17 protein-coding genes are annotated in these 18,607 nt (G+C 70.7%); 8 read left to right on the top strand and 9 right to left on the bottom strand.

The genetic code is table 11. From position 1 onward, the window contains the following. Window positions 1-46: 46 nt before the first annotated feature. Genes ACTIE9_RS00725 through ACTIE9_RS00710 form a run of 4 tightly spaced genes read right to left on the bottom strand, consistent with a single transcriptional unit; the run spans window position 47 to window position 3,919 of the window. A complete protein-coding gene (locus tag ACTIE9_RS00725) occupies window positions 47-1,372 on the bottom strand; it encodes a DUF222 domain-containing protein (protein ID WP_439563651.1) in 1,326 nt (441 codons plus the stop codon). A 32-nt stretch (window positions 1,373-1,404) separates the two neighbouring features. Beyond that, on the bottom strand, window positions 1,405-1,716 hold the full coding sequence (locus ACTIE9_RS00720) for a thiamine-binding protein (protein WP_439563650.1): 312 nt from the start codon (window positions 1,714-1,716) through the stop codon (window positions 1,405-1,407). Then, the gene (locus ACTIE9_RS00715) at window positions 1,713-3,038 is read right to left on the bottom strand and encodes a glycosyltransferase 87 family protein (protein WP_439563649.1); all 1,326 of its coding nucleotides are present in this window, start codon (window positions 3,036-3,038) and stop codon (window positions 1,713-1,715) included. The genes ACTIE9_RS00720 and ACTIE9_RS00715 overlap by 4 nt, the downstream gene beginning before the upstream one ends. A 32-nt stretch (window positions 3,039-3,070) precedes the next feature. After that, entirely contained in the window at window positions 3,071-3,919 is an 849-nt protein-coding gene (locus ACTIE9_RS00710) for an ADP-dependent NAD(P)H-hydrate dehydratase (RefSeq protein ID WP_439563648.1), read from the bottom strand. A 94-nt stretch (window positions 3,920-4,013) separates the two neighbouring features. On the opposite strand from ACTIE9_RS00710, the gene ACTIE9_RS00705 reads away from it, so the two are divergent. The 3 genes from ACTIE9_RS00705 to ACTIE9_RS00695 are packed head-to-tail and all read left to right on the top strand — an operon-like array spanning window position 4,014 to window position 5,715. After that, complete coding sequence (locus ACTIE9_RS00705) at window positions 4,014-5,129, top strand: NADH:flavin oxidoreductase/NADH oxidase (RefSeq protein ID WP_439563730.1); 1,116 nt, start codon at window positions 4,014-4,016, stop codon at window positions 5,127-5,129. Between the two features lie 60 nt (window positions 5,130-5,189). Next, window positions 5,190-5,441 carry a type II toxin-antitoxin system Phd/YefM family antitoxin gene (locus ACTIE9_RS00700; protein ID WP_293168877.1) on the top strand — a complete coding sequence of 84 codons (252 nt, stop codon included), beginning with the start codon at window positions 5,190-5,192 and terminating at the stop codon, window positions 5,439-5,441. Between the two features lie 13 nt (window positions 5,442-5,454). Further along, window positions 5,455-5,715 carry a Txe/YoeB family addiction module toxin gene (locus ACTIE9_RS00695; protein WP_439563647.1) on the top strand — a complete coding sequence of 87 codons (261 nt, stop codon included), beginning with the start codon at window positions 5,455-5,457 and terminating at the stop codon, window positions 5,713-5,715. A 4-nt stretch (window positions 5,716-5,719) separates the two neighbouring features. Here the strand turns inward: ACTIE9_RS00695 and ACTIE9_RS00690 are convergent, their stop codons facing one another. The 3 genes from ACTIE9_RS00690 to ACTIE9_RS00680 all read right to left on the bottom strand — a co-directional run bounded on the left by ACTIE9_RS00690 (window position 5,720) and on the right by ACTIE9_RS00680 (window position 9,675). Then, window positions 5,720-6,769: a hemolysin family protein gene (locus tag ACTIE9_RS00690; RefSeq protein ID WP_439563646.1), complete on the bottom strand. Its 1,050-nt coding sequence runs from the start codon at window positions 6,767-6,769 to the stop codon at window positions 5,720-5,722. After that, a complete protein-coding gene (locus ACTIE9_RS00685) occupies window positions 6,766-8,112 on the bottom strand; it encodes a hemolysin family protein (protein WP_439563645.1) in 1,347 nt (448 codons plus the stop codon). Before ACTIE9_RS00685 ends, ACTIE9_RS00690 begins: the two co-directional genes overlap by 4 nt. A gap of 123 nt (window positions 8,113-8,235) precedes the next feature. Then, entirely contained in the window at window positions 8,236-9,675 is a 1,440-nt protein-coding gene (locus ACTIE9_RS00680) for a GuaB1 family IMP dehydrogenase-related protein (RefSeq protein ID WP_439563644.1), read from the bottom strand. A gap of 131 nt (window positions 9,676-9,806) precedes the next feature. Between ACTIE9_RS00680 and ACTIE9_RS00675 the strand changes: the two genes are divergently transcribed. Next, window positions 9,807-13,547 carry a multifunctional oxoglutarate decarboxylase/oxoglutarate dehydrogenase thiamine pyrophosphate-binding subunit/dihydrolipoyllysine-residue succinyltransferase subunit gene (locus tag ACTIE9_RS00675; RefSeq protein ID WP_439563643.1) on the top strand — a complete coding sequence of 1,247 codons (3,741 nt, stop codon included), beginning with the start codon at window positions 9,807-9,809 and terminating at the stop codon, window positions 13,545-13,547. A 32-nt stretch (window positions 13,548-13,579) separates the two neighbouring features. Here ACTIE9_RS00675 and ACTIE9_RS00670 read toward each other — a convergent pair whose 3' ends face one another. Then, window positions 13,580-13,822 carry a zf-HC2 domain-containing protein gene (locus tag ACTIE9_RS00670; RefSeq protein ID WP_439563642.1) on the bottom strand — a complete coding sequence of 81 codons (243 nt, stop codon included), beginning with the start codon at window positions 13,820-13,822 and terminating at the stop codon, window positions 13,580-13,582. Then, on the bottom strand, window positions 13,819-14,460 hold the full coding sequence (locus ACTIE9_RS00665) for a sigma-70 family RNA polymerase sigma factor (RefSeq protein WP_439563641.1): 642 nt from the start codon (window positions 14,458-14,460) through the stop codon (window positions 13,819-13,821). Before ACTIE9_RS00665 ends, ACTIE9_RS00670 begins: the two co-directional genes overlap by 4 nt. Window positions 14,461-14,592: 132 nt before the next feature. On the opposite strand from ACTIE9_RS00665, the gene aroA reads away from it, so the two are divergent. From aroA to ACTIE9_RS00645, 4 genes are all read left to right on the top strand, one after another. Then, entirely contained in the window at window positions 14,593-16,011 is a 1,419-nt protein-coding gene (gene aroA, locus ACTIE9_RS00660) for a 3-phosphoshikimate 1-carboxyvinyltransferase (protein ID WP_439563640.1), read from the top strand. After that, entirely contained in the window at window positions 16,008-17,078 is a 1,071-nt protein-coding gene (gene rsgA, locus ACTIE9_RS00655) for a ribosome small subunit-dependent GTPase A (RefSeq protein ID WP_439563639.1), read from the top strand. Before aroA ends, rsgA begins: the two co-directional genes overlap by 4 nt. Then, on the top strand, window positions 17,075-17,890 hold the full coding sequence (locus ACTIE9_RS00650; RefSeq protein ID WP_439563638.1) for an inositol monophosphatase family protein: 816 nt from the start codon (window positions 17,075-17,077) through the stop codon (window positions 17,888-17,890). The genes rsgA and ACTIE9_RS00650 overlap by 4 nt, the downstream gene beginning before the upstream one ends. A 75-nt stretch (window positions 17,891-17,965) precedes the next feature. Further along, window positions 17,966-18,484 carry a septum formation family protein gene (locus ACTIE9_RS00645; RefSeq protein ID WP_439563637.1) on the top strand — a complete coding sequence of 173 codons (519 nt, stop codon included), beginning with the start codon at window positions 17,966-17,968 and terminating at the stop codon, window positions 18,482-18,484. Window positions 18,485-18,607: the final 123 nt, after the last annotated feature.

Genomic DNA, 18,607 nt, shown 5'->3' with positions numbered 1-18,607 from the left:
CGGAGATTGGCGCGCCGCGGCACCGCGAGGTCCTCGCCCCGCACCGTCACGGAGGAACGGGCCCGCCCTCCGCGAGCGTGACGTAAGTCGTTCCGCTCGGTGATCGCCATCGAAGTACTCCGCCACCGTGCTGGGAGACCTGCCACTCGCTGCGATGCTTCAGTTGATGGTGCGCCGGGCACAGGTGGGCGAGGTTGTCGATCGAGGTCGTTCCGCCGTACTGCCAGTCGACCGTGTGGTCGATGTCGCTCCGGGCCGCTGAGCGGCCGCACCCCGGGAACCGACAGGTGCGGTCGCGAACACGCAGCGCCATCGCCAGGTCAGCGGGCACCGCGTAGCGGTCTCGGCCGACCGAGAGCACAGCACCCGACTCTGGATGGCGGAGGAGACGGGCGAAGGAGGGCGCGCCCGCTGCGAGCTCTCGCGCAGTCTCGTCATCGAGCGGACCGTACCCCTCGAGCTCGGCCTGAGGGACGAACGTCGCCGTCGTGCGTGCAGACGACTCGCCTGACAGCCGCGCCCCGAGCAGCCGCTCGACCGGAACAGTGACGTGGACGGTCGCGCGAACCCCGGTGCCGCATCCGCTCGCGTCGACGACACCATCGACCAGGAGGTCAGACAGAACGTCAGCCCTGAGCTGCGCGAGAGTGCGGGAATCGTCGTCGTCGACCGCGCTGCGCTTGATGCCCATCGCCACGCTGGTGATTCGCTCATAGATGGCACTGGCGCGCGCAGCCGGCAGGAACGCGCTGAGCCACGCCATGCCGTCGTGGGCAGGCTCGAGGAGCACGTGACGATCAGCACGACTCTTCTCGACGCGGTGCTCGATGCTCTCGGGGTGGCACCGCTCGCGCTCGGCGCGCGCACGCGGACGCAGGCGAGCCGCGGTCAACCGAGCGGCAGCAGGCAGCACCGCCTGTTCATACGAAGAGCGGGCACCGTCAGGCAATGACTGCGCTTCATCGATGATCACTTGCGCGTGGCGGTAGCTGATCGACCCGTCCGCCAGAGCTCGATGGGTCGCGCCGAGGTGCGTGACGAGCATGTCGCTCTCGGCGATGAGCCGCTCGGCGGTGCGCTCTGGCAACCGCAGGGCGCAGGCAACCTCGCTCACAAGCACCCGGTGGGCGAGCTGGCGCCGGGCCGACGGCGAGTCACCCCGGTTGAGTTCAGCACTCTCGGCCAGGGTCGACAGCTCCGAGAGTTGTCGCGCTCGGTCGATCACATCGGCGCGAATCGCCTGTGCTGTCGCGATGATCCTGTCGAAGGTGGCAGCGGCCTGCAGCAGGTCGACGAGCGAATCGGCGAACTCGATCGACGGTCGCGCCGCGGTGAGAACCGACTCGTCGATGGGCACCCCCGATGCGTTCATGAGGTAATCACACCATCGACCACCGACATTGCTCAGTCGTCGACGAGGTCCTCGAGCGCGGCCTCGAGCCGCTGCACCTTGCCGTCGAGCTCGCCGACATGACCCGGGCGGTAGTCGGCCTTGAGCACGAGCGACACCCGCGTGCCGTGCTCGGCCACGGCGAGGGTGGCGCGCTTGACGACATCCATCACCTCGTCCCACTCCCCCTCGATCTCGGTGAACATCGACGACGTGCGGTTGGGCAGGCCCGACTCGCGCACGATTCGCACGGCGGCGGCGACCGCATCGTGCACCGAATCCGACGACGACCCTCCCGAGGGGGCGACCGAGAACGCGACGATCATGAGGATGCTCCTTCCTGAGCGGGGGCCGGCGCGGAACCGGCGGCGGCGTCGGCCGCGGCCTCCGACGATACGACCCGTGGTCGTGAGCACAGCCTGACGAGCTGCCAGACCGCCCAGCCCAGAAGCGCGGCGTAGAGCAGGTTGCGCGCCGACAGCACGACGAGCATGCGCGGGTCGAGCGCGAGCAGCGAGCCGTAGAGCACCGGGTAGACGATCTGGGTGAGCACCGCGACCACGAGCGCGAGCACCGCGGGAACCCGGAACGACACGCCGCCCCACACCCGCCAGGCGAGACCGAGAACGATCGGCACGGCGATCCAGGTGGCGAACTGCGGCGAACCGACCTTGTTCACCGTGATGAGCGCCATCACGATCGCCAGACCCAGCACCGGGAACAGCTCGACCTCATCGACCCCGCGCCGCGCCGCGACGATGCCGAGTGAGACGATCACCAGCACGACGAGCGCGAGCACGGGCGTCATGAAGTCGGCGAGGAGCTGCGAGCCGTCGCCGACGACCTGCCACGTGAGGATGCCCTGGTCGTAGTAGACACGGGCCGACCACTCCCCCGCCGCCGCGGCCCAGAGCCACACGGTCGACACGGGCGACTCCACCTGGAGGCCGCGTCCGGTCTGCTCGGTGATGGGGGTCAGCAGCGCCGAGGCGCCCCCGAGCGCGATGCCTGTCGCGACGACCAGCATCGACACGGCCACGGCCGAGGCGAGCACCGCACCGCGGGCGCGCAGAGCCACGAGAGCGGCGAGCAGCAGGCCCGCGGGCCACACCTTGATCCACGCGCCGACGGCGAGCAGAGCGCCGCCCCACTTCGGATGGTCGGCGATGAGCATCACAGCGACGAGGGCGACGGGCACCGTGATCGAGTCGATGCGGCCGAGCGCGATGGGGCCGACGAACACGAGGAAGAGCATCCACCACCAGGCGATCGAAGCGCGCTGTGCGCGCTCCTGCACCCCGATGATCGAGATGAGCGCCGCCGCGTTGAGCATCATCACGATCGTCAGCCACGTCGTGCCGTAGAGGTCGGGGCCGAAGACGTAGGCGGCGAGCATGGGTGCGAGAGCCAGCAGCGGGTAGACCCACGAGGTGTCGATGCCCACCCACTCGGCACCGAGCACGCCGCGCTCGACCCAGAACAGGTAGACGTAGGTGACATCGCCCATCGGCAGGCCGGGGCCATAGAGGTTCAGATAGCCGAGCCACAGGTGCACGACGGCGAAGGCGATCCAGAGGCTGACTGCGCTGCCGGCGGCGGTGGTGATGAGGAGCCGGGCCCGCGTCAGGCGGTCGGCGGGCGCAGGCATGAGATCGAGCGTACTGCGACGGATGCTCGCGCTCAGTCGCCCCGCCCCCGCAGCAGCGCGGCGATCGTCGCGGGCACGGCGGCGCACACGTCGAGCACCGTGACGGGCCCTCCGGCCGAGGCGCGCTGGGCGGCGAGCCCGTGCACGACGGCGGCGGCGGCCCCGAGCCGCGCGAGCAACGCGGGATCAACCGGCCCGGAGGCGGCGTGCGTCGCGACGAGGGCTCCGAGGATGCCGGCGAGGGCATCCCCCGCCCCGGCCGTCGCGAGCCACGGGGTCGCCGAACGGGCGACAAGCAGCGGCCCGCCCGGCGCCACGACGTGGGTCGCGTGGCCCTTGAGCAGCACGGTCACGCCGAGCTGCTCGGCGGCCGCCCGTGCGGCACGCTCCGGGTCGGCGAGCACGGCCGCGAGGTCGCCGCCGATCACGCGGGCGAGCTCGCGCGCGTGCGGCGTGATGATGGCGGGGCCGCGTGCGGAGCTGACGGCATCGAGGGCGCCCGCATCGATCACCAGGGGACGCCCGCTCGCGAGCGCCGCCCGCATCCGCTCGGCGGCCTCGGCATCGGGGCCCTCCCCGACCGCCGTCGCGCCCGCATCCATGCCCGACCCCAGCACCCAGGCCTGCACGCGTCCCTCGGCCGTGACCGCCTCGGGGCGCCGCTGCAGCACGAGGTCGGCGGCCCGCGCGGGGCCGAGGTAGCGCACCATGCCGACGCCCGTGCGCAGAGCCGCCTCGACGCCGAGCACCGCGGCGCCCGGGTAGCGGGTCGAGCCCGTGATCATGCCGAGCACGCCGCGCGAGTACTTGTCGTCGTGAGGGCCCGGCACGCGCAGCAGCGCCGCCACCTCGGCGGTCGTGACGGTGCGCGCCTCGCTCACGCGGTCACCCTATCCCCGCGATCGTGCGTCCGCACGGAATACCCCCGGCCGACATGGGCTTGACTGGGGTGTGACCTCCGCGCTCTTCACCCCCATGACCATCCGCTCGCTCACCCTGCGCAACCGGCTGTGGGTGTCGCCGCTCTGCCAGTACTCGGTGACGGCCGCCGACGGCGTGCCCACCGACTGGCACCTCGTGCACCTGGGCTCATTCGCCGCGGGCGGCGCCGGGCTCGTCATGGCCGAGGCGACCGCCGTCAACCCGGAGGGCCGCATCAGCCCGCACGACACCGGCATCTGGAACGACGCGCAGGCGACCGCGTGGTCGCGCGTGGTCGACTTCATCCACTCGCAGGGGGCCGCGGCGGGCATCCAGCTGGCGCATGCCGGCCGCAAGGCCTCGGTTTTTCCGGAGTGGGGCGCTCTCGCCACGGGAGCCACAGGCAGCGGCACCGTGCCGATTGATCAGGGCGGCTGGCAGGCCGTGGCCGCCTCGCCGGTTGCCTTCGAAGGGTATGACGAGCCCGTCGCGCTTGATGAGGCCGGCATTCGGGATGTCGTAGTCGCCTTCGCCGACGCCGCCCGCCGCAGCGTCGCCGCGGGTTTCGATCTCGTCGAGATCCATGCGGCGCATGGCTACCTGCTGCACCAGTTCCTGTCGCCGCTATCGAACACGCGTGACGATCAGTGGGGCGGCAGCCTCGAGAACCGCGCGCGCATCGTGCTCGATATCGTGCGCGCCGTGCGCGCGGCCGTCGACGTGCCGATTCTGGTGCGCTTCTCGGCGAGTGACTGGGTCGACGACGACTGGCTCGCGTCGCACGGGCTCGCCGACTCCGGCGTCGCCGGCTGGAACGAGCACGACACCGCCGTCGTCGCGCGCTGGGCGCAGGAGGCGGGCGCCGACCTCTTCGACATCTCGACGGGCGGCCTCGTGCGCGCGCGCATCGAGGTCGGCCCCGGCTACCAGGTGCCGTTCGCCGAGACCGTGCGCCGCGAGGGCGATGTGCCCGTCAACGCCGTCGGGCTCATCACCGAGGCGGCTCAGGCAGAGAAGATCGTCGCGACCGGCCAGGCCGACGCCGTCATGATGGGCCGCGAGTTCATGCGCGACCCGCACACCGCCCTGCGCTTCGCCCGAGAGCTCGGCGTCGAGGTCGACCGCGCCCCGGTCGGCACGCCGCCGCAGTACCTGCGCGCCTATCGCTGAGCAACAGGTCTTTCATCAGCACCAAGTGGTACACTATCTAGTACCACTCAGGAGGCCATCATGACCGCGATCAGCGCCACCGAAGCCCGCAAGACGCTCTTCGGGCTCATTCAGCAGGTCAACGACGACCACACGGCCGTCGAGGTCGTCTCCAAGCACGGCAACGCGGTCATCCTCTCGAAGGCTGACTACGATGCGATGACCGAGACCGCCTACCTGCTGCGCAACCCGGCGAGCGCCGAGCGACTGCTCGCCTCGATCGAGCGTGCGCGCCGTGGAGAGTTCGAGCAGCACGACCTCACCGACGACTAGAACGGTTCGACTCATGAGTCGCACCGTCGCCTTCGATCCGCACGGGTGGGAGGACTACGTCTACTGGCAGACGCAGGATCGCAAGACGCTCAAGCGCATCAATCTGCTCATCGCCGACGCTCTTCGCGACCCGTTCGCGGGCATCGGCAAGCCAGAGCCGCTCAAGCACATCCTGTCGGGCGCCTGGTCACGGCGCATCGACGACGTCAACCGCCTCGTCTACTTCGTGACCGACGAGCACATCGTGATCCTGCAGGCCCGCCAGCACTACTGAAGCGCTACCGCCCGCCGCGCTGCGTCGCGTCCTGCACTTCGCCGACGAGCTCCTCGATGATGTCTTCGAGGAAGAGCACGCCCGTCGTAACACCCTCAGCGTCGACCGCGCGAGCCACGTGCGCGCCCGAGCGGCGCATGACCGCGAGGGCGTCCTCGAGGTCGGCGGTGGCCAGGATCGACACGAGCCGGCGGATGCGCTTCGGGGGCACGGGGTCGTCGAGCTCGTCGTCGGGCAGGTCGATGACGTCTTTCAGGTGCAGGTAGCCGGTCGGCTCGCCCGCGTCGTCGACCAAGACGTAGCGGCTGAACCCGCGCTGGGCGACCGCGCGCTCGACGTCGAGGGCGCTCGCGTCTTCGGGCAGCGAGGTGAGGGCATCCATCGGCAGGGCGATATCGCTCACGACCTTGGTCGTGAATTCGAACGCGGCGGCGAGCGCCCCCGTCGTGTCGTCGAGCACGCCCTCGCGCGTCGACTGGCGCACGATCGTCTCCACCTGCTCGAGCGTGAAGGCGCTCTCGGCCTCGTTCTTGGGGTCGACGCGGAACAGGCGCAGCACGCCGTTCGCGATCGCATTGAGCGCCCGGATGACCGGCGAGAGGATGCGCGAGACGAGCACGAGCGGCGGCGCGAGCAGCAGCACCGCGCGCGTCGGCAGCGAGAACGACAGGTTCTTCGGCACCATCTCGCCGAACACGACGTGCAGGTAGGTCACGAGCAGCAGGGCGATCGTGAAGGCGATGCCCGCGATCCACTCGGGGGTCAGGCCCGTGAGCCCCAGCGGGATCTCGAGAAGATGCTTGATCGCCGGCTCGGAGACGTTGAGGATCAGCAGCGAGCAGATCGTGATGCCCAGCTGGCACGTCGCGAGCATCAGCGTTGCGTGTTCCATGGCCCACAGGGCGGTCTTCGCCGCACGCGAGCCGGCCTCAGCGCGCGGCTCGATCTGCGAGCGCTTGGCGGCGATGACAGCGAACTCGGCGCCGACGAAGAAACCGTTGCCCGCGAGCAGCACGAACAGCCAGGCGATGCCCCACCAGTCGGCCTCGGTCATCGGGACTCACCGCCCGCGGTCGCGGTGCTCGGGAGCGTGATCTCGCCCGTGGCGAGCGGGGTGAAGCGCACGCGGTCGATGCGGCGGCCATCCAATCGTTCGATGCGGAACGTGCCCGCGGCCGTCTCGACCGTGTCGCCCACCTCGGGCAGGCGGCCGAGCTCGGCCATGAGATAGCCGCCCACGGTCTCCCACGGGCCGTCGTCGGGCACCGTGACGCCCGCGCGGTCGGCGAGCTCGTCGGGGCGGAGGATTCCGGGGAAGGTCAGCCAGTTGCGCGAGCGCACGACGTCGACGCGCGCGCGGTCGTGCTCGTCGCTCACCTCGCCCACGAGCTCTTCGACGAGGTCTTCGAGCGTCGCGACGCCGGCGGTGCCGCCGTATTCGTCGACGACGATCGCCATCTGGTAGCCGCGGCCGCGCAGCTCGGCGAGCAGGGTGTCGAGCATCATCGTCTCGGGAACCCGCAGCGCCTCGCTCTGCAGGGCCGAGGCGGGCACCTCGGCGCGACGGTCGCGCGGCACGGCGACGGCCTGCTTGACGTGCACGATGCCGACGATGTCGTCGATCGACTCGTCGATGACGGGGAATCTCGAGTGGCCCGTGCGCCGTGCCAGCTCGATGACCGACTGCGCGCTATCGCCGCGCTCGACCGCTTCGACCCGCGGGCGCGGGGTCATGACGTCTTGCGCCGTGTGCTGCGAGAACGCGAGCGTGCGCGAGAGCAGGGTGGCGGTGTCGTTGTCGAGGCGGCCCTCGCTCGCCGACCGCCGCACGAGCGAGGCGAGCTCTTCGGCCGTGCGCGCGCCGCTGAGCTCCTCTTTCGGCTCGACGCCCATCGAGCGCAGAATCGCGTTGGCCGAACCGTTGAGCACGATGATCGCCGGGCGGAACACCGTCGTGAACGCCCACTGGAAGGGCACGACGACCTTGGCGGTCTGCCGCGGCAGGCTCAACGCGAAGTTCTTGGGCACGAGCTCGCCCACGATCATCGAGAGCAGCGTGGCGATGGTGATCGCGACGATCGAGCCCACGACGGGCACGGCGCCCTCCGGCAGGCCGATCGCCCGGAGCGGGTCGGCGAGCATGCTCGAGATCGCCGGCTCCATGAGGAAGCCCGTGAGCAGCGTCGTCAGGGTGATGCCCAGCTGAGCGCTCGAGAGATGCGTCGACGTGATCTTGAGCGCCGCGATCGTCGGGCCGAGTCGCTTCTCGCCGCGCGCCTGGCGCGCCTCGAGCTCAGAGCGATCGAGGTTGACGAGCGAGAACTCGCTCGCGACGAAGAATCCGGTGCCGATGGTCAGCAGCAGGCCGGCGAGCAGAGAGATCCACTCAGCGCTCACGGCCGCCCCCGATCATCGGCGAGGGTCTATGGCTGGGTTCGTCAGGGGCGGGCGTGCGGCCCGTACTAGGAGGCTCCATAACGTTCTCACTATACGGGCGCATGACCCTCACCCGCTGAGAGCTCACCACGAGACCGGCAGCGCCTTGCCCTCCTCGTACCCGGCGGCCGACTGCGTGCCGACCACGGCGCGCTCATGGAACTCCGGCAGCGTGGATGCCCCCGCATACGTCATCGACGACCGCACGCCCGACGTGATCATGTCGAGCAGGTCGTCGAGCGAGGGCCGCTCGGGGTCGAGATAGATGCGCGAGCTCGAGATGCCCTCGGCGAACAACCGCTTGCGCGCGCGCTCGAAGCCGTTGAGCCGCTGGAACCGCTGCTCGACGGCCTTCGTGGAGGCCATGCCCCAGCTGCTCTTGAACCAGCGCCCGTGCTCGTCGCTCTCGAGCTCGCCCGGGGCTTCGAGCGTGCCCGCGAACCACGAGCCGACCATCACGGCCGAGGCGCCCGCGGCGAGCGCGAGGGCGACATCGCGCGGGTACCGCACGCCGCCATCGGCCCACACGTGCGCGCCGAGCTCGCGCGCCGCGGCCGCCGTGTCGAGCACGGCCGAGAACTGCGGGCGCCCGACCGCCGTCATCATGCGCGTCGTGCACATGGCCCCCGGGCCCACGCCGACCTTGAGCACGTGGGCCCCGGCTGCGACCAGATCGCGCACGCCCTCGGCGGTGACCACGTTTCCGGCGACGATCGGCACGCCGAGCCCCGCCGCGGCGACCGCGCGCACGGCGGCGACCGCCTGATCCTGATGCCCGTGCGCGGTGTCGATCACGATGACGTCGACGCCGGCCTGCACGAGGGCCGCCGCCCGGGCGGCCGCGTCACCGGTGACGCCGACCGCCGCGGCGACGCGCAAGCGGCCGTGGGCATCCACTGCGGGCGGGTAGATCGTCGCCCGCACGGCGCTGCGCGCGCTCAGCGAGCCGATGATGCGCCCGTGGTGGCGCACGGCGACAGCCTCGACGCCAGCCGCCTCGATGAGGGCGAACGCCGCGCGCGGCTCGGTGACATCGTCATCATCGATCGAGGGAACGCCTGCGGCGACGAGGTCGCCGACGGCCGAGTCGGGCAGCGCGTGCCGCAGGGCGCTGGCCGGGATGCTGCGCTCAGCAACCCCCTCGGCGTCGACGATCGTCAGCAGAGCACCGGGCGTGTCGGCGGCGAGCGCCCGCGCCGCGGCCACGGTGGTGCCCGGTGCGACGAGCACGAGCGGGTCGAGCAGAGGCGAGGCACCCTTCACGGCGCGTATCTCGGCGTCGAGGAGCTGCGGTGACAGGTCTTGCGGCAGCACCCCGAGCCCGCCCCGTCGGGCGAGCGCGGCGGCCAAGCGCGAACCCGTGACCGACGTCATGTTGGCGGCGACGATGGGGATGCGCAGACCGGTCGGGTCGTCCGCGCGCAGGTCGACTGCCAGCCGGCTGCCCACCGCCGAGTGCTGCGGCATGAGGAACACGTCGCTGTAGGTGAGGTCATGGGCGGGAGGCTCGCGGAAGAATCGCACGAATTAACGCTACTCGCCCCCGTGACAGGCGAAACCGGCGCCCGGGAGCCGTTAAGCTTGTGCGGGCGGTGCCAGCGAGGGCCCCGCCGGTGCCAACCCAATCGATGTGAAGCGAAAGTGGGCGGTCGGCTGTGTCAAGCCAAGTGACCGGAGTCGGCCCTGACGGCAACGCCGCGGGCGAATTCGGAGCCAACGAGTGGCTCGTTGACGAACTGTACGAGCAGTACAAGAACGACAAGAACGCGGTCGACCCGTCGTGGTGGCCCATTCTCGAGAAGTACCACCAGTCGACGACGGCGGCCGCTACGCCGGTCGAGGGCACGGCCGCTCCGGTCGAGCTGCCCGCGGCCCCGGCTCCCTCGCCGTCCGCCGCGGCGTCCGTTCCGTCGGCCGCTGTGCCGGCCACCGGAAGCCAGCCCGTCGCGCGCACCACCTCGATCGCCCCGCAGCCGACGCCCATCCCGGCTCAGGCACCCGCCCCGGCGACCGGCGCCACGACGCTGCCCGTCGATGCCGACGGCGACGGAGAGCTCGACGACGTCGTCACGCCCCTCAAGGGCATGGCCAAGACCCTCGCGACCAACATGGATGCGAGCCTCACGGTGCCCACCGCGACGAGCGTGCGCACCATCCCCGCGAAGCTGATGATCGACAACCGCATCGTCATCAACAACCACCTCAAGCGCGCGCGCGGCGGCAAGGTCAGCTTCACGCACCTCATCGCCTGGGCCATGGTGCGCGCCCTGCGCGAGTTCCCCAGCCAGAACGTCTTCTACGACGAGGTCGACGGCAAGCCCGTCGTCGTCACGCCCGCTCACATCAACCTCGGCATCGCGATCGACCTGCCCAAGCCCGACGGCACGCGCTCGCTCCTCGTGCCCGGCATCAAGAAGTGCGAGGGCATGGGCTTCGGCGACTTCATCGCCGCCTACGAAGACGTCGTCAAGCGCGCTCGCGACAACAAGCTCACCGCCGTCGACTTCCAGGGCAACACGATCTCGCTCACCAACCCCGGCGGAATCGGCACGGTGCACTCGGTGCCGCGGCTCATGAAGGGCCAGGGCGCCATCATCGGCGCCGGAGCGCTCGAGTACCCGGCCGAGTTCCAGGGCATGTCGCAGGCGACCCTCGCCGATCTCGGCATCGGCAAGACCATCACGCTCACGAGCACCTACGACCACCGCGTCATCCAGGGCGCCGGGTCGGGCGAGTTCCTCAAGAAGGTGCACGAGCTGCTCATCGGCGAGCGCCGCTTCTACGAAGACATCTTCGCCGACCTGCGCATCCCCTACGACCCGATCCACTGGGCGCAAGACATCCACGTCGACCTCGCCGACCAGATCAACAAGACGGCGCGGGTTCACGAGCTCATCAACGCCTACCGCGTGCGGGGCCACCTCATGGCCGACGTCGACCCGCTCGAGTACCGCCAGCGCAGCCACCCCGACCTCGACATCTCGAGCCACGGGCTGACCTTCTGGGATCTCGACCGCGAGTTCGTGACCGCCGGCTTCGGCGGTCGCCGCACGATGCTGCTGCGCGAGGTGCTCGGCGTGCTGCGCGACACCTACTGCCGCACCGTGGGCATCGAGTACATGCACATCCAAGAGCCGGAGCAGCGCCGCTGGTTCCAGGAGCGCCTGGAGAAGCCGTACCAGAAGCCGACCCACGACGAGCAGATGCGCATCCTGGGCAAGCTCAACCAGGCAGAGGCCTTCGAGACCTTCCTGCAGACCAAGTACGTCGGCCAGAAGCGCTTCAGCCTCGAGGGCGGCGAGAGCGTCATCCCGCTGCTCGACGAGATCCTCCAGGGCGCCGCCGAGCAGGGCCTCGACGAGGTCGCGATCGGCATGGCGCACCGTGGCCGCCTCAATGTGCTCGCCAACATCGCTGGCAAGACGTACGGCCAGATCTTCCGCGAGTTCGAGGGCACGCAAGACCCCAAGTCGGTGCAGGGCTCGGGCGACGTGAAGTACCACCTCGGCACCGAGGGCGTCTTCACCTCCGCCGCCGGCCAGCAGGTGGGCGTCTACCTCGCCGCGAACCCCTCGCACCTCGAGGCGGTCAACGGTGTGCTCGAGGGCATCGTGCGCGCCAAGCAAGACCGCAAGAACGACGCGGCCTTCAGCACGCTCGCGGTGCTCGTGCACGGCGATGCCGCCATGGCAGGCCAGGGCGTCGTCGTCGAGACGCTGCAGCTGAGCATGCTGCGCGGCTACCGCACCGGTGGCACCATCCACGTCGTCGTCAACAACCAGGTGGGCTTCACGACGCCCCCCGGCGAGGGTCGCACGTCGATCTACTCGACCGACGTCGCCAAGACCATCCAGGCGCCGATCTTCCACGTCAACGGCGACGACCCCGAGGCGGTCGTGCGCGTGGCCGAACTCGCCTTCGCCTACCGGCAGCAGTTCAAGCGCGACGTCGTCATCGACCTGGTCTGCTACCGCCGTCGCGGCCACAACGAGGGCGACGACCCCTCGATGACGCAGCCGCTCATGTACAACCTCATCGAGGCCAAGCGATCGGTGCGCACCCTCTACACCGAGGCTCTCGTCGGCCGCGGCGACATCACCGAGGAGGAGTTCGAAGCAGCGCACCGCGACTTCCAAGACCGCCTCGAGGTCGCTTTCGCCGAGACCCACGCCGCGCAGACGGGCGCGATTCCCGTCGTGACCGGTGGGCCGGCGACCGAGCACGACGACCTGGCCGGCGAGCCCGAGTCGACGGGTGTCGACGTGGCGGTCATCCAGCACATCGGTGACGCGCACGACAATCCGCCCGCCGGGTTCACCGTGCACACCAAGCTGCAGGCGATGCTCAAGAAGCGCGTCGAGATGAGCCGCACCGGCCAGATCGACTGGGGCTTCGGCGAGCTGCTCGCCCTCGGCTCGCTGCTCATGGAGGGCACCCCTGTGCGCATGGCCGGGCAAGACTCGCGCCGCGGCACCTTCGTGCAGCGGCACGCCGTTCTGCACGACCGCGTCAACGGTCAGGAGTGGCTGCCCCTCGCGAACCTGAGCGAGAACCAGGCCCGCTTCTGGATCTACGACTCGCTGCTGAGCGAGTACGCCGCGATGGGCTTCGAATACGGCTACTCGGTCGAGCGCCCCGACGCGCTCGTGCTCTGGGAGGCCCAGTTCGGCGACTTCGCCAACGGCGCCCAGACGATCATCGACGAGTTCATCTCGTCGGCCGAGCAAAAGTGGAACCAGCGCTCGAGCGTCGTGCTGCTGCTGCCGCACGGCTACGAGGGTCAGGGGCCCGACCACTCGTCGGCGCGCATCGAGCGATTCCTGCAGCTCGCGGCGGAGGACAACATGACGATCGCGCGGCCCTCGACGCCCGCCTCGTACTTCCACCTGCTGCGTCGCCAGGCCTACGCCCGCCCGCGCCGCCCGCTCGTCGTCTTCACTCCGAAGGCCATGCTGCGTCTGCGCGGCGCGACGAGCGAGGTCGCCGACTTCACGAGCGGACGCTTCCAGCCCGTGCTCGACGACCCGACGGTGGTGGATGCCGGCGCGGTGCGCCGGGTGCTGCTGCACGCCGGCAAGATCCACTACGACCTCAAGGCCGAGGTCGAGAAGCGCGGATCCGGCGACATCGCCCTCGTGCGCCTCGAGCAGTACCACCCGCTGCCCGAAGCCGAGTTGCGGGCCGTGCTCGGCCGCTACCCGAACGCCGAGATCGTCTGGGTGCAAGACGAGCCCGAGAACCAGGGCGCGTGGCCGTTCCTCGCGCTCGAGGCGCAGAAGCGCGGCATGCCCGCGATGCGCGTCGTCTCGCGCCCGGCCTCGGCGTCGCCGGCGACCGGCTCGAGCAAGCGCAGCGCCCAGGAGCACGCCGACATCATGGATGCCGCGCTGAGCTAGCCGGAAGCGGGGAGCTAGCGGGAAGAGCGGAGCTAGCGGGAGGCGTCGACCTGCGCGATCGATCCGAGGATCATGTCGCGAAGCTCGTCGGGCGCCTTCTCCTGGCACGCCTCCTTGACCTTCGTCGTCAACGTGATGCCGACGAGGTGCTCGGCCGAGCAGTCGTCGCAGTTCGCCAGGTGCTCGCGGATGTCGCTGCACTGCTCGTCGCTGAGCTCGTTGTGCAGGAATTCCTCGAGCTCTTCCTTGGCCTTGTCACAGCCGCAGTCGGTCATCGCGTGCTCCCCTTCGTCGTCGTGGCCTCGACCGCGGCGGTCATACCGCGCTCTCGGGCGTAGTCGGCCAGCAGGTCCCGCAGCAGCCGTCGGCCGCGATGCAGGCGGCTCATGACGGTGCCCACGGGGGTCTTCATGATGTCGGCGATCTCCTGGTAGGCGAAGCCCTCCACGTCGGCGAAGTAGACCGCCAATCGGAAGTCCTCCGGGATCGACTGCAGCGCATCCTTCACCGCGCTCGCCGGCATGCGGTCGATCGCCTCGGCCTCGGCCGAGCGCGTCGTCGTCGACGTCGCCGACTCGGCACCTCCGAGCTGCCAGTCCTCCAGCTCATCGATCGTGCCCTGGTAGGGGTCGCGCTGCTTCTTGCGGTAGACGTTGATGAACGTGTTGGTGAGGATTCGGTAGAGCCAGGCCTTGAGGTTCGTGCCCTGCTCGAACTGCGCGAACGCGGCGAAGGCCTTCACGAAGGTCTCCTGCACCAGGTCGGCCGCGTCGGCCGGATTCTTGGTCATGCGCATCGCAGCGCCGTAGAGCTGGTCCATGAACGGAAGCGCCTGCTCCTGGAAGAGCCTCCGGCGCTCGGCGAGCTCGTCGGCCTGGGTCTGCGCAGCCTCGTTCGGCGTGGTCTCGGTCATCACGCGCGAGTCTAGCGATCGCGTCTGCGCCGTCATCGACGAGGTCGAGGCCGGGGATTCGAGCAGCACCGTCGTCATGGGCACCCTTCTGCGTCAGCCGGGCACCATGCGGTGCCGTTACCCTGATAACCGATGCAGGTCTTCACCTATTCCGGAGCGCGGTTCTCGCCGTATGGCGACGAGGAGCGCCCGGGCGACTCCGATACTCCCGACGCCGCGGGCGACTGGCTCGCCCCCCGCGCCACCGAGCCGCTCGCGGCCCGCGTGAGCCTTCCCGGCTCGAAGAGCCTCACCAATCGCGAGCTCGTGCTCTCGGCCCTCGCCGACTCGCCGTCGCTGCTGAAGCGGCCGCTGCACTCGCGCGACTCGATGCTCATGATCGAGGCCCTTCGCTCGCTCGGGGTGGGCATCGACGAGGTGCCGGGCGATGGCGCCTACGGCCCCGATCTGCGCATCACTCCCCCGGCCGAGCTCGCGGGCAGCACGGCCATCGACTGCGGGCTGGCCGGCACCGTGATGCGCTTCCTGCCCCCCGTGGCCGCGCTCGCTCTCGGGCCGGTCGCGTTCGACGGCGACGAGCACGCGCGCCGGCGACCCATGCGCACGACCGTCGACTCGCTCCGCGCCCTCGGCGTCGACGTCAACGACGATGGTCGCGGCGCTCTGCCCTTCAGTCTGTGGGGCACGGGAGCCGTGCGCGGCGGCGAGATCGCGATCGACGCCTCCGCATCCAGCCAGTTCGTGTCGGGCCTGCTGCTCGCCGCCCCTCGGTTCACCGAGGGGCTCGTGCTGCATCACACGGGCGAGCGCCTGCCCTCGATGCCGCACATCGAGATGACGATAGCCTGTCTCGCCGCGCGCGGTGTGACGGTCGAGACCCCCGAGCCCGGGGTCTGGATCGTGCCGGCCGGGCCCATCGCCGGGCGCGAGCTGGCGATCGAGCCAGATCTGTCGAACGCGGCCCCCTTCCTCGTCGCGGCCATCGTGGCCGGGGGCACGGTGGCGATCGAGGGATGGCCGCGGGCGACCACGCAGGTCGGCGCCGATCTCGAGACGCTGCTGCCGCTCTTCGGGGCGCGCGTTCACCGCGACGGCGAGTCTCTCGTGGTCGACGGCGGGGCCGGACTCCTCGGTGGCGCGAGCCTTCCCGGTGTCGACCTCGACCTCTCGACGGGCGGGGAGCTCGCGCCCGCGCTCGTCGCCCTCACCGCGCTCGCGAGCGGCCCGAGCACGATCACGGGCATCGGTCACCTGCGCGGGCACGAGACCGATCGTCTCGCCGCCCTCGCCGCCGAGATCACGGCGCTCGGCGGTCGCGCGACCGAGCTCGACGAGGGCCTCGCGATCGAGCCGCGCGTGCTTCACGGCGGCCCGTGGCGCGCCTACGACGACCACCGCATGGCCACGGCCGGCGCGATCATCGGGCTCGCCGTCGACGGTGTGCGCGTCGACGACATCGGTTCCACCGGCAAGACCCTGCCGCAGTTCGTCGAGCTGTGGAGCGCGATGCTCGATCAGACCGCCCCGTCGCCGGAGCCGGGACGCCCGTGAGCTGGCTGCCGCCGGACGACGACGACCCGTACGACGCGTACGACGACGAGTCGCTCGTGCGGTCGCGGCCCAACCCGAAGGCCAACCGCCCTCGATCGAAGCAGCGCCCCGCACACGATGACGCCGTGCCCGGCCGGGTCGTGACGGTCGACCGGGGTCGTTACCTCTGCCTCGTCGACGAGGGCGGGCCCGATGAGCGCGAAGTGATCTCGACGCGGGCGCGCGAACTGCGCACGAGCGCGATCGTCACGGGCGACGAGGTCGATCTCGTGGGCGACGCGAGCGGGGCGGAGGGGTCGCTCGCCCGGATCGTGCGCATCCACGACCGCCGCACCCTCCTGCGCCGCAGCGCGGACGACACCGACGCCGTGGAGCGCATCATCGTGGCCAACGCCGACCAGCTGCTCATCGTCGTGGCGGCCGCCAACCCCGAACCACGCCCGCGCCTCGTCGATCGCTATCTCGTCGCCGCGTTCGACGCCGGCATTGAGCCCCTGCTCGTCATGACGAAGACCGACGTGGCCGACCCGGGGCCGTTCCTGGCGCAGTTCCGCGGGCTCGACCTGCGGGTCGTCACGAGCCGGTCGGACGCCCCGCCCGTCGACGAGCTGCTCGCCCTGCTGCGCGACCGCACGACGGTCGCCGTCGGCCACTCGGGCGTCGGCAAGTCGACCCTCGTCAACGCCCTGGTGCCGCACGCGCGACGCGCGACCGGCGTCGTGAATGCCGTGACTGGCCGTGGTCGGCACACCTCGTCATCGACGGTCTCGCTGCGGCTGCCCGGCGGCGGCTGGATCATCGACACCCCCGGGGTGCGCTCGTTCGGGCTCGGGCACGTCGACCCCGACAACATCCTGCGCTCGTTCGGCGACCTGGCCGAGATCGGGGCGAGCTGCCCGCGCGGCTGCACGCACCTGCCCGACGCTCCCGACTGCGAGCTCGTCGATCGGGCCGCCGCTGGCGAGCTCGGCGAGTTCGGTGCCGAGCGGCTCGACTCGCTCCAGCGTCTGCTCACCACGCTCATGACCCCGAGCGGACGCACGGTCGCCGATACGCTGAAGCCGTGACCACCGCACCCACCCCGCCCTCCCTGGCCGACGACCTCGCCCTCGCCCTCGAGCTCGCCGATCGCGCGGATGCCGTCTCGATCGATCGGTTCCGCGCGGTCGATCTGCGGGTCACGACGAAACCCGACCGCACCCCCGTGACGGATGCGGATCAGACCGTCGAGCGCGCCATCCGCGACCGGCTCACCGCTGAGCGCCCCACCGACGGCATCCTCGGCGAGGAGTACGGCACGGCCGCAGGTACCGGAGCGGGTGCGCACCGGCAATGGATCATCGACCCGATCGACGGCACGGCGAACTTCTTGCGGGGCGTGCCGATCTGGGGCACGCTCATCGCGCTCGCGATCGACGGCGAACCCGTCGTCGGTGTCGTGAGCGCTCCGGCGCTCGGTCAGCGCTGGTGGGCCGCTCGCGGGCTCGGCGCCCATACGGCGCAGCAGGGCTGCCCCGCGCGTCGGATCACCGTCAGCGGGGTGGCCGAGCTCGCCGACGCCTCGCTCAGCTACAACAGCCTGCCGGGCTGGGATCAAGCGGGGCGGCTGCAGCCGATCATCGAGCTCACCCGCTCCGTCTGGCGCGCACGCGCGATCGGCGACATGTGGTCGTACATGCTCGTCGCCGAGGGCGCGATCGACATCGCCGGCGAGTTCGACCTGCAGCCCTACGACATGGCGGCCCTGCAACCGATCGTCGAGGAGGCTGGCGGGCGCTTCACGTCGGTCGACGGGGACGCGGGCCCGTGGCACGGCAGCGCTCTCGCCACCAACGGGCTCCTGCACGAAGAGGTGTTGCAGCGACTGAAGGCTGAGTAGGCTCACTGACGAGCGCTCCTCGCAGCAACGACGGCGCCCGACCTCACCTCCACCCCGAGTCGAAAAGAGCCCCCTGTGACCAACACCACTTCCGCGCCCTGGACGCGCGCTCTCGCCATCGTGGCACTCTCCGCAGCCGGCCTCGCCCTGAGCGGCTGCAGCCTCCTGCCCTCGTTCACCGGCGGCGGCACCGCCACCCGCGATGACAGCGGCGAGGTCGTCGAGGGCAACGACGACACCGACGTCTTCACGCTGCAGGTCGGGGACTGCCTCAACGACGCGACCGCTGCCGAGACCGTCGAGACCATCCCGACCGTGCCGTGCTCCGAGCCCCACGACAGCGAGATCTACGCCTCCGTGATCATGGAGGGCGACACCTTCCCGGGCACCGACGCGGTCATCGCCGAGGCCGACGCCGCGTGCCTCGACGCCTTCGCGGGCTTCGTGGGTCTCGAGTACGCCGACTCGATCTACTACTACAGCTACTACTTCCCGACCGAGGGCAGCTGGGAGGGCGGCGACCGCGAGATCCTCTGCACGATCTATGACGAGGCCGGCCAGGTCACCGGTTCGCTGCAGAACATCGGCCGCTGATCATCGCACCCGTGAGCACCACGCCGCGGCGACGGCCGACGATCGCGCTTCTCGCGAGCGCGGGGGTCGCCGCCGCGCGCCCGGGCTGCCCAGCGCGGGGGCCCGGCGCGCCCCCTGGCGCGC

This window comes from Microcella sp. (genome assembly GCF_051860105.1).
Classification (GTDB): domain Bacteria; phylum Actinomycetota; class Actinomycetes; order Actinomycetales; family Microbacteriaceae; genus Microcella.
This window is presented reverse-complemented; position numbering and strand designations above follow the sequence as displayed.